Below are 12,287 nucleotides of genomic sequence, written 5' to 3'. Positions count from 1 at the left end.
TTACACTTTTGACAACGTCTGGAATGCAACTTTTTACCTTTCATATATTTTGTATGTTCACATTTCCTACATTTGTAATGATCACTCCACTTTAGTGTCGATAAATATTCAAGACAATCTTCTTCTTTTTGAAATGTTGAATAAAATGTTCTATCGTCAAAACCTTCAAAATTGATCATAATACATCTGGTTGTTTGGTTACTTTTACACTAATGTAAATCAGTTAACCGTAACAGAAGTACGTTTTACTATTTAGGGCGATCTAAGTTTATATACCTATTACAATATTTAATTTTTATTTCCTCTAAGTGTTTGAAAGCTCTCAATTCTTCAGGGAAAGAAGTAAGAGATTCAGTGTTTTCAATTCTAATTTTAATTACATTCTCTTTTTTATCGTCTAGAACATAACCGAATTCTTCAAAATTTTTCTTTTTGATTAAGTCTATTGCTTTTTTATACTCCAGATTTTTATAGTCAGTACAATTTGTGAGTAACCCTATTACTAAAAGATTAGCGAATAGGTGTATAAACCTGTTTTCCATAAACGATATTTTCAAGTACTAGCGGATATAATATGAAGAGACTACCTATTTTAGATTGAAGCTAAAAGCATAGTTTGTACTATTTTATGATAGAGAATTAAGGAAGCTGTTACAAAAAAGGAAATGTATGGTATCGCCAGAATGAATGAATTCATGCGCGGTAGCTTTTACTATTTTGTACAAAACACTCACCTTCATTAAATATCATTCAACTCCGACATATCATAAACGGGATTACCAAACAACCTTACTGATTTGAGGTTAGGGCAATTACTCAAAGCTCTTGGATATTCTTTAATATCATTGTGTTCCATCAAAAGAAGACGTAGTTTTTTTAATCGACCAATTTCATCTGGTATTTTTTTGATTTTACCCCGAGAAAGATTTATTGAAGTGAGGTTATACATATTACTAATCCCTGTAATATTTGTGATTTGATGGTCTGTAATTTTTAATGTTTGGCATGAACTATAAAAAATGCCATTAGGTATTGACTTCCATTTCGTATAATTTGCTGTGAGGCTTCCGATTCTTAACCCTTTTGGAACGGTTCGGAGATTATAGCAGGAATCTAAATGTAATACACTAATTCCTGAATTGGTTAGACTTTGAGGAAGTGCTGTAAGTCGACTACATCCACCCAAAATTAATCCCCAAAAGCGTCTAATATTACCAATAGACTCTGGTAACTTGACTAAGTTTTTACAGTTTCTTAAGGTTAAATCTTTTAACTTTTTAAGCTTTCCAAAATCCTTTGGTAAACTGGCTCCCTTGCTATCTGATAAATCTAAAATTTCTAAGCTTTCAATTGTCTCTAAATATTTAAAACTTTTAAGGGAAACATATAAAATATTTAAATTAAAAGTATTGATATCTGCTGGCAATTCATCGAGTTCATTTAGTGAAAGAGCTCTTAAAGAATCATACTCATAGAGAATTTTTGGAAAACCATGTACTTTCGATCCTTTCATTTGAATGCCAGTTAAAGGTAACTTCTTTAAAAAATTGGGCAATTCTTTGATGTCTGTGTTTTCAATATCAAGAACATGTAACTTCTTACATTCAGTGATATACTCAGGAATTTCTGTAATAGGGTTTCCTTCTATAATTAACCTCTTTAAATTAGTGAATTCTGTAATAAACTCAGGAATCTCATTTAAATTACAATATTTAATTTTTATTTCCTCTAAGTGTTGAAAAGCTCTAAGTTCTTCAGGGAAAGAAGTAAGAGATTCAGTGTTTTCAATTCTAATTTTAATTACATTCTCTTTTTTATCGTCTAGAACATAACCGAATTCTTCAAAATTTTTCTTTTTGATTAAGTCTATTGCTTTTTTATACTCCAGATTTTTATAGTCAGTACAATTTGTGAGTAACCCTATTACTAAAAGATTAGCGAATAGGTGTATAAACCTGTTTTCCATAAACGATATTTTCAAGTACTAGCGGATATAATATGAAGAGACTACCTATTTTAGATTGAAGCTAAAAGCATAGTTTGTACTATTTTATGATAGAGAATTAAGGAAGCTGTTACAAAAAAGGAAATGTATGGTATCGCCAGAATGAATGAATTCATGCGCGGTAGCTTTTACTATTTTGTACAAAACACTCACCTTCATTAAATATCATTCAACTCCGACATATCATAAACGGGATTACCAAACAACCTTACTGATTTGAGGTTAGGGCAATTACTCAAAGCTCTTGGATATTCTTTAATATCATTGTGTTCCATCAAAAGAAGACGTAGTTTTTTTAATCGACCAATTTCATCTGGTATTTTTTTGATTTTACCTCTAGATAAGTTTATAAAAGTAACGTTATACAAATTTCCAATTCCTGAAATATCTGTTGCGTTGTGGTCTGTAATTTGAACTTTTTTGCTAGAACTGTAAAAAATGCCACTAGGTATTGCTTTCCATTTGGTGTTATCTGCATAAAGGCTCCCAACTTGTAAGCCTTTGGGGACAGTTCGAAGGTTATAACAAGAATCTAAAGATAAAACACTAATTCCTGAATTAGTTAAGCTTTGAGGTAGAGCAGTTAAACGGGTACATCCACCTAATGTTAAACTCCAAAAACGTCTAATATTTCCAATAGACTCAGGTAAACGAGTTAAGTTTTTACAATTCGAAAGATCTAAATGTGCTAACTTTTTTAGATTTCCAAAATCTTTAGGTAAACGAGAACCTTTACTATCGACTAAACTTAAGACTTTTAGTTGCTCTATTGAATCTAAAAATTTAAAACTTTTTAGAGAAACATGTAAAGTCGTTAATTTTAAAGTGTTGATATCTTCAGGTAATTCATCTAATTCATTTAATGTAAGCCCCCTTAAAGAATCAAATTGATATAAGATTTTTGGAAAACCTTGTACTTTCGACCCTTTCAATTGTATACCGGTCAAAGGTAATTTTTTTATAAAATCAGGTAATTCTTTGATGTCTGTTTTTTCAATATCAAGTAACTGTAGTTTTTTACATTCAACAATAAATTCTGGAATTTCGCTGATTGGGTTTTCTTCTATTATTAATCTCTTTAAGTTCGGGAATTCCGTAATAAACTCTGGTATCTCTTTTATATTACATTTTTGAATTTTAATTTCTTCTAAATGCTTGAAAGCTCTCAATTCTTCAGGGAAAGAAGTGAGTGTTTCTACTTTTTCAATTCTTACAAGTGTTACAAATTCTTCATTATCATCCATTTCATAATACATACTAGCATCGTATTTTTCATATAGAATATCTATGACTTTTTGTTCTTCCATGTTTTTGTAATTTGTACAGTTTGTGAGTAACCCAATTACTAATAGGTTAGCGAATAGGTGTATAAACTTGTTTTCCATAAACGATATTTTCTAATACTAGAGGATATAATATGTCTTTTTCAAATTTTGTTAGGAGCTCTTTATCTGCTTTAATATTTTTATTTAAAATAACACTCTTCATATATTCTGAAATTCCATCCTCTTCTTTTTTAAGAAAAGTTAAATTTGTTTCATTACTATCCTTCTTTCTCCTAAGGTAAGAGACAATTTCACGAATATCACCCAAATACAACTCTGCTTGTTGTAAAGTAAGTTCATCAATAGCACATTCAGACCAATCAGCTTCATAAGTCTTACCTTCCCCTAAAAGTGCATCCATTTCCATACAGAAGTCTGTATATTTAAACACTGCCGTTTTTACTTTATGAGAGAAATTCTCAGCAACAGCTTTTATATTGTCATGGTTTGCTTCTTGCTCTTGTTCACCATTAATTCGAAACTTATCACGAGTGGATTTAAATTTATTCCATTGTTCACCTGCCGTTTTCTCTCCTAAAATTTTATTTCTAAGTTCTATAAATTTAGGGTCGTTGGTGCCATAAGTTTGAAAAAGTTCTGAAGCAGTAATGGGTGGAACATATCTTAAATCATCCACCTCTTTTATAATATGGGCTTTGATACGATGCAAAAGCTTTAATTGATCTGGGCTGTAGGCCGTTAGATCTATTGGATTAGTATAACTCTTTTTGGCATTAAGGTCTTGGATAATACTACTTGTGATATTTTGGAATTTTTTCTGAAGATTTGACCTAATTCCTTGGTAGAAACTTTCCAAAGTTCTCCCGTTATATTTGTCTTTTTCTTTATTGTATAAACTAGCAACTTCTTTGGTGTATTCATCCAAAAGTTGCATGTTTGAAGGAGAAATCATCGAGAAAAACGCATCGATTCCTTTATTTCTAACTTCTATAAAAGCATTTTTGACATACTTCTCAAAATCATCGACTTCTTCACCGTTTAACCTCTTTAATCCTTCTTTAAAAATACCTCCAAAGGCCATGGTAGTATAGCTTATTGTATTGTCAAAGATGTATTGATACACTTCTACTTCAGAGGATGCGGTAATACTGCCTTTTTCCATTTTATTGCCGGCTGTTGCTTGTAAAGTATCACCTAAAAAAGCTGAAAAATTAGTCAATCTATAGCTATCCTTTACTTTTATCCAACCTATATTGAACTTCGTATAGGTCTCATTATTGAAGTCTTTTTTGATTTTATCATCTTTAAGATCTTCAATATATTTGTCAAAAGTATTGCTGAATACATCTTTCATTCTTTTTCTCATCTTAGATCTGGACTTCTCCAAATCAATATCTCTGAGATTTCCCTTCATTTTGGCAGTTCTTTTCCTTACACTTTCATAGTAGTTTGTTTTTTTGACTTTAGAGGGTCTCCACTCTTTTCTTTTGGCTCCCTCATTTTTCAACATATTTTCATGAGCTTCAAAAATTTCAGCTTTAACCTGTTCGCTGTCGATTTTATCAGATAAGAATTTATTGTGTTTAATTTTTTCTTTGATAAAATCATCCCTTTTGATATACTCTTTACTTAGATCATTTTTATTTCTAAAATTTCGAACTTTAGTGTCGTATTCATCATTTAAAATCTCTATAAATTTTTCCCATTTATTCTGCTTTTTATTAAAAGGAAAATCAGTTTCCTGCTCTTGGGTAACTAAATCTTTTACACTTAAAAAAGCCCCACTAAGTGCATTTTTAATGTCAACAATATTTTCTAACAAATCACTGCCATCAATTGTCATTGTTGCGTCAATATAGCTTCCAAGGTTAAAAGAATTTGTGCTAAATAGTACGTCTTTAAAAGCCACTTTTACTTTGAAAGCTCCATCAATATCTAATTCTACATAATCTGTGATTGTTTTATCATGGTCTGTCGCTTTTTTATGAATATTTTCAAGGTCATCTTTTATCTGTAATTCTTCCATTTTCGTGATACCTTTCATTGCATAACTATCTGCTAATGAATATTCTTTTCCTATTGCTCCACTTGCTACATTATTAACCCCAGCCTCTAATTGTCCATTCCATGATACTCTAACTTTTCGAACATAACCTTTCTTTAATTCGTCCCAAACACCATCTTTTTTATTCTTTTCATTTTCCCAATAAAACTCATCTAAACCAAATAATTTAAGCTCTTCTTCTAACTCATAGTATTTCATAAAACTATAAAGTGATCTTTCAAAGAAAGCTAAGAAGTGTAATGCTGAAGTATAACTTCCGTTTAAAGAATTAAAATGTCCCAAATTATTTAATGTGCTTTTTATTCCACTACTTGCACCTGCATTTGCAAGGTTTTTATTTCCAACACCACCCTCCATTTTAAGTAAGAATTGGGTTATTACATCAAAACTTCGAGAATCTCCTGATCCTAATTGAATTCCAGCACCAACTGTTGCTCCTATGTAGAAAAAGGCAGTGACTTGTGCACTCATAGACAATGCGATATCAAACTTTAGATTATAGACTTTGGTGTTATCATCAAACTCCGCTATCTTTTCTTTAAATAATTGTCTTAATTCTTGATGATTAGAACATTCAATAGGAATTCTAACAAACTCTCCCTGTGTCTTTTTAACTTTTGTTCCTCTTTCAAATTGCCAATCATAACTGTAAAAAACCTCGTCATTAAGTGGTTGATAATAAGAAGGTAAATCTATAACATCGCCTTCTTTTAACCAATGAGCATCTTCTCCTATTAAGTACCTTCCTTTTTCATCAAAACCATCCCAATACATGATTAATAATAATTCATTTCTATCAATACCAAATCTTTTTTCTATTCCAGAAATATTATCTCCCTCTACTACGATATAATGATAAGTGTTGTCATCTGAGTACCTGATTAATTCTCCATTTGCAAAAGGTCGGTCAATACCTGTTTGTTCTCTGAATTTTTTCCCTCTTTGTATGATTTCTTCTTTTGAGTAAGAGACGTCTTCCATAATTTTCATGTCATTCCAGTTAATGACCTTCATAGAAGGAAGCAATTCTCCAAACTCTTTTGCTAAGTTCATTTCTGTCAAGATATCATAAAGTTTTTTTTCTTCGAAATATTCACTTTCTAAAAGTAGGTCAACAGAAGAAGCGTTCATCTCTAATTTCTGAAGTTCTTCTCCGAAGGTCTTTTTTGCATTTTTGAGGAAAATTCTATATTTCGTTTTGTATCTTGTTAGTGCACGTCCGCCTTTCGGTTTTCTACTTTCTAGTGTGAGATGTTCCTTATACAGTGCTACTAATTTTTGAGCAATGGTATCATAGTCTAGATCGTGGGCTTCTTTATTTAAATTTGGTAAATATTGTAACCATGTTTTACGATGCTCAGGTATTTCTTTCAGCAACCATGTCAGAAGGCTTTCTGCCTCAGGGTATAGTTTTGTAAAAGTGGTATCTAACTTCTCAATAGAAGGAGGATGATTATTGATTTTAGCGAGTACCTGATAGATCTCATCTTCATCTGGTCCACTAAAATACTGATATACACTAGCCACTCCTTGAATTTTAATATTTGTACTTTTTATATATTCATAATAAGCAACAACGGGCTTACCTTCTTGAATTAATTCACTAACACGTTGATAACTTTTAGCCTTTATATATGCAGGATTTTGAAATACTTTATGAACTTGCTCGTATATCCTTTTTGATAACTCCTCATAATTTAATTCCTTGGGCAGGGAATCTTTATAAGTTTGGTAATTCTCTAAAATCTTGTTTTTATATTTCACCGGCATTTCAAAATAAGTAGCCAGTTCCTCAAGGGTCATATTTAAGTATGCTGACCTTGAGATGTAATGTCCATTATCATTTTGAGTTTTAGAAAAAATAGTTGCCTTTGTAAAGCCCATGTAATCCTGAGCCTCTAAAAGTGGAGAAGGCAGTTCTCCATCAGCTTTGTAATTAATATATTTTACACCACTAAAATGATTTTTAAGATGTTCGCGTATCTTTTCAAAAACACTATTCGGCATCTTGGATTCATTTTCTATAAAAGCATCTCTCCATAGAAACCGGACCTCACAAGACCTTAGAATATTTTCATCCAAATATCCATCTTTATTGTAGTTAAAAGTGAAAATTAGGTCATTTACATCAGTTGTATAAAATCTACAATTTACATAAATGATAATTTTCGGAGGATCATTCGGATCGACTTCTTTTCTGTGAGAGAATAGAGGATTTCCAAATTCGGTACTTTTTTCTTTAGAAGACCTTTCTGGCTTTTTATCGTACGTGAACATGAGTGTTAGTTTACTTTATTTAAAAAATGAATAGCTAGTTTATTCACTCTAAGCATTAGCTGTCGCAAGGTATAAACTTCATTGTGAAAATAAAATAAATGTTAATGATAATTGGCACTAGGTCAGAAGAAAAAGGATGTTTTTTTAGGGAAGAGTTAAGAGGAAAGAATTATGGTCCGTAATATAGTTTTTATGATGGTTCAGTAGGTATTGCATTGCAACATTTACTGAACCCACAAAAAAAGCGTACCTCCTTTGCAGAAGATACGCTTTCCTAAATTTACTTTCTAGCTTATACTAGAAGCTCATTTTCAAACCAACTGAGTATGTTCTACCAATACCCATGTAGTAACCGTTAAGAGTAAGTTGTCCCATTTCGTTCAAACCACCTTGTTGTCCTTGTACTGCATAGTCAGTGTCAAACAAGTTGTTTACTCTGAAGTTTACTAAACCGTCGAATCCACCCATTTTGAAGCCGTAAGAAGCTCCGATATCAAATAGATTGTAGTTTGGTAATTGGTACATACTTGTATTGTTATAAGCAGGATCATCTAATCTTGTTACGTCGTAGTCAGCATATAATTGACCGTAGTAGTTCCAGTCTGCATCTAATCTTAACTTAGGTAATACCTCGTAAGATACACCGATCGCCATAGTAGTTTGAGCAGAGTTACCTACTTCAGCACCTTCCATGTAAACGTTTACTTCGTCGATTGGATTTTGCTGATCATCATAGATGATTACGTTTTCAAGGTTGTTTAACCATCTCCAGTCACCTACTGAAGCCATACCTGTTACAGTCAACTTACGAGTTGGTTGCCAAGCGAAGTCAACCTCGATACCTTTGTGAAGGGCGTCAACACCTAAAAGGTTCGCTGAGTAAGACTGTCCGTCGTCATCATATACCGTCTTAGTGAAGGCTTTATCTTGCCAGTAAGTGTAGTAACCGTTCACGTTTACTTTGAAACCTCTTGTTCTGTAACCGTATCCGATCTCACCTGACATAATTTTCTCGTTAGTAGCTTGTTGGTTCACGTCGTTTTGGTAGTTCAAGAACACAGCGTTCATGAATGGCTGACGAGAGATGTAACCTGCGTTAGCGAATACGTTGTGGTGTTCATCGATGTTGTAGTTAGCACCAGTTTTTACTGATCCACCAAAGAAGCTTTGCCAATCTGTTTCGTCTACACCGTGCTCATAGCTAAAGTAGTCAATTCTCTTGTAAGCTTGGTGAGAAACCGCACCTGATAAGAACCAAGTTAAAGCGTCTTTAGAGTATTCTACTTGTCCGAAAAGACCTTGCCATTGTACGATACCATCGTTATGGTAACCCATGATGTCACCGTTTGTCAATTGTCTTGGACCTACAGAACTGTTGTTGTTATCTGTGTAGTAAGGGTTACCAAATAAGTCTTCCACTGTTTGGTAGTGCTCACCTTTGTAGTATCTTAAATCCAAACCACCAGTGATTGTCCAGTAATCGTTCGCTTTGTGTGTTAAAGTCGAAACAGCACCTGTCCATAAGTGGTTGTTATTTGATTGGTAGAAAACACTTGAGTGCTCACCATTTGATTCCTCAAATTGTTGTTGGTTGGCAGCAATAAATGCATCATAATCGATGATACCTTCGTAAGTTCTGAAGTCGTTTACATTTAAACGATCACCGAATGGAGCACTAGAAGTGATACCAGTACCACCACCTTTACCAACAGAAACATAAGCAGTAGTTGCTAAGTCAGTTTTCTCGTTGATTGTCCAGTACCAGTTCAATGACATTTGAGGCTTGTGGTATGAGTTTACATTTGAGTTGAACTCTTGACCGTTTTTGTAACCCCAGTCAGCGTTATATCTTTTACCGTGAGTATTGTAATCCTCTTCAGTAAGGTAAGTTCTTCTTTGACCGTGTGATTGAGGAGCACCGAAAGCTGTGAATGATAATGTGTGCTTATCATTGATTTGCTTCGCGATGTTGGCAAAGTACGAGTAGCTTTCGAATGAAGTACCATCTACATAACCATTACCAGTAGTTTTCGATAATGAAGTAGTTACAGCCCAACCGTTGTCTAATAAACCTGTAGATAAAGTAAGACCAGTTTTGAAGTAACCGTCGTTACCCATACCCATGTAAACACTACCACCTTTTTCAGCATCAGTAGCTTTAGTGATGATGTTGATAGTACCACCAACAGAAGGAACAGCTAATTTAGAAGCACCTAAACCTCTTTGTACCTGCATTGTCTTAGTCACGTCGTTAAGACCTGCCCAGTTTGACCAGTATACTTTACCATTTTCCATGTCGTTTACTGGAACACCGTTGATCATTACGGCAACGTTTTCAGAGTCGAAACCACGAAGTGAGATTCTAGAGTCACCAAAACCACCACCTGCACCAGATACATATACACCTGGAGTAGATTTCAATACCTGAGGGAATTCTTGGTTACCTACTTTAGTCTCAATGTCTTCAGCAGAAATAGAAGCAGCAGCAACAGGCGTTTTACGATCTACAGCAATTGAAGCCATAACTTCAACCTCTTCAAGACCAATGGCGTCAGATTCCATTTTGATTGTACCGATTTCCAAAGTTCCACCGTTTAAAGTGATGCTTTGCTCGATTGATTTCATCCCTACGAATGAAATAGAAAGATTTTGATCTCCTTCTCTTTTTGACTTGAATGAGAATTCACCATTGAAGTCGGAAATAGCTCCAGTAGTTGTTCCGCTAATAGAAACATTGGCCCCAATTACAGGGTCACCACTAGAGGCGTCAATTAAATTACCTTTAATGATTGTCTGTGCAAAAGATGCACTTGATAATAGCATAACTAATGCTACAATGAAAGGTAGTTTTTTAGTTAACATTGTAATTTTGATTAGATAAAATTTAATTAGGTTTAGATCGTAATTGCACTGCAAAACAACGCATCTTATGTTAACTAAATGTTTCTATTTAATTTCATTGAAGTTCTTTATCCTTTTTTAGCACTGAAATGTGTAACATTAAACATACGTGGGTTCTATTAATTAAAATAGTCAAAAATTCACATTTATAACTTAAAAAAATAGGTATTATAATTACACTTTTTAATAATTCGTAATGCTTTTTTCAAAACCACACTTTTTGTGATGGCGATTACATTATATATGAAAAATGTTATTAATACACTTTGTTAAATGAGGTTTTGTAATGATTGTTTATTTCGGAATAATCTATTGTTTAAGTGAATTAATCTTCAATTATATACAGTTGATGTTAGTTTTTAGCAGGAATTAAAATGCATTGTGAACTATTACTTTATCAGAATATTTATAAAACTGTTATGGCTTTATTAAAGTCAAGTATTTGCCTATGCAATATTATGAAGTAAAAAAAGTGATTGGGTATTTAATAATATTTCCAATCACTTAATATTAACTTAACATCAACGAAATATAAAAGTTTTTTAATATGATCAAGTTGATGTAAAAAAACTATCGAATTTAGATTCCCAGGCAATTTCCTTCTTTATAGAAAACAGTGGTCATTGACGGATCACCATGAGATGGGGCTAAACCATAGAAATCAATTTTCTTAAAACCATTATCGGTAAGAAACTGATAGCCTTCATTATATTTCTCTCGATTTGAATTATCCCAAATAATGACACCTCTATCCGTCAATTTTGGAAGGGCCTTCTTAGCACAAGCTACCCTTTTTCGTCCATCAATGATTACTATATCAAATTGAATTGAAGTTTCAGTAATAGTATCTTCATATCCATTGTTCACGTCCTTAAAACGGTAATCAACATTCGATGGACATTTATCATTGACAAACGTATACCATTCTTTATCGTGTTCTACAGATGTAATACTTTTTACTCTCTTTGAAAACCAAAAAGTAGAATTTCCACTCCCGTATTCAAACAAATGAAGGTCGGATAGATTTTTTTGTTTTAGAAAATGAATCGTACCATAGGTAAACCAAGGGATACTTTCGCCTTCTTTATCAATGGAAGAAAGTTTTTTAATACTCTTACTCCAGCCTACCTGATGTAAAAAACCTTTCTTAATGATATAATTAAACTGTAGAATTGAATTTAAAAATTTATTTTTCTGGAGGAAATGTATTAATGCTGCCATAGTTTGCTTAAACGTTACTTAGACCTTTAAATTTTCGTTTGAAGGTAATAAGAAAAGATGAAATAGTATTAATTCACGTAAGTTTATTGAATAGAGAAGTGATATTTTAGGTAAGAGTTAAGAATTAAGAGTGAAGAAAATGGATCGTGAAGTGGTCCATAAAGTGGTTTTTATGGTGGTAAACTGAGGATGTAATTCAATGTCCATACTGTCTACTTACAATTTTTGGTAGAATATTTTTTATGATCTATACCCTTGTAGGGATGTTGCATTGCAACGTCCGCTGAACCACAACAAGAACCATCACTCTTAATGCTTACCTAAAAAATAGTATTTATGGTTTGATGCAAAAAAGGTCAGACTTTAAAAGCCCAACCTTACTAAATTGTAAACCAAATTACCGTCAACTTTCAATCAATTTTTCTGCAAGCTTTTTATGTTCAACTTCCAAGCTACTTTCTTCTTCATTTCTCTTATGATTAAAACAAGGAAAATTGTATTTATTTTGTACAATTTCTTCCAAAAGAGATAA

7 protein-coding genes are annotated in these 12,287 nt (G+C 32.7%); all 7 read right to left on the bottom strand.

Annotated features, from left to right (window positions below):
- The coding region (locus HHU12_RS35465) for a transposase (RefSeq protein ID WP_394353220.1) at positions 1-179 on the bottom strand (179 nt) is incomplete at its 3' end.
- Positions 180-248: 69 nt separating this feature from the next.
- Positions 249-542: a hypothetical protein gene (locus HHU12_RS31290; protein ID WP_169660677.1), complete on the bottom strand. Its 294-nt coding sequence runs from the start codon at positions 540-542 to the stop codon at positions 249-251.
- Positions 543-739: 197 nt separating this feature from the next.
- Positions 740-1,966 (bottom strand): leucine-rich repeat domain-containing protein, encoded by a 1,227-nt coding sequence (locus tag HHU12_RS31285; protein WP_169660676.1) that lies wholly within the window; start codon positions 1,964-1,966, stop codon positions 740-742.
- A 197-nt stretch (positions 1,967-2,163) separates the two neighbouring features.
- Positions 2,164-3,312 carry a leucine-rich repeat domain-containing protein gene (locus HHU12_RS31280; protein WP_169660675.1) on the bottom strand — a complete coding sequence of 383 codons (1,149 nt, stop codon included), beginning with the start codon at positions 3,310-3,312 and terminating at the stop codon, positions 2,164-2,166.
- Positions 3,313-3,358: 46 nt separating this feature from the next.
- Positions 3,359-7,633 carry a hypothetical protein gene (locus HHU12_RS31275; RefSeq protein WP_169660674.1) on the bottom strand — a complete coding sequence of 1,425 codons (4,275 nt, stop codon included), beginning with the start codon at positions 7,631-7,633 and terminating at the stop codon, positions 3,359-3,361.
- Between the two features lie 297 nt (positions 7,634-7,930).
- Complete coding sequence (locus HHU12_RS31270; protein ID WP_169660673.1) at positions 7,931-10,495, bottom strand: TonB-dependent receptor; 2,565 nt, start codon at positions 10,493-10,495, stop codon at positions 7,931-7,933.
- A 618-nt stretch (positions 10,496-11,113) separates the two neighbouring features.
- On the bottom strand, positions 11,114-11,755 hold the full coding sequence (locus HHU12_RS31265) for a class I SAM-dependent methyltransferase (RefSeq protein WP_169660672.1): 642 nt from the start codon (positions 11,753-11,755) through the stop codon (positions 11,114-11,116).
- Between the last annotated feature and the right edge of the window lie 532 nt (positions 11,756-12,287).

The organism is Flammeovirga aprica JL-4 (assembly GCF_012844305.1).
GTDB lineage: Bacteria > Bacteroidota > Bacteroidia > Cytophagales > Flammeovirgaceae > Flammeovirga > Flammeovirga aprica.
Note: the sequence above shows the minus strand (reverse complement) of the source record. Positions and strands in the feature narration are given on the sequence as shown.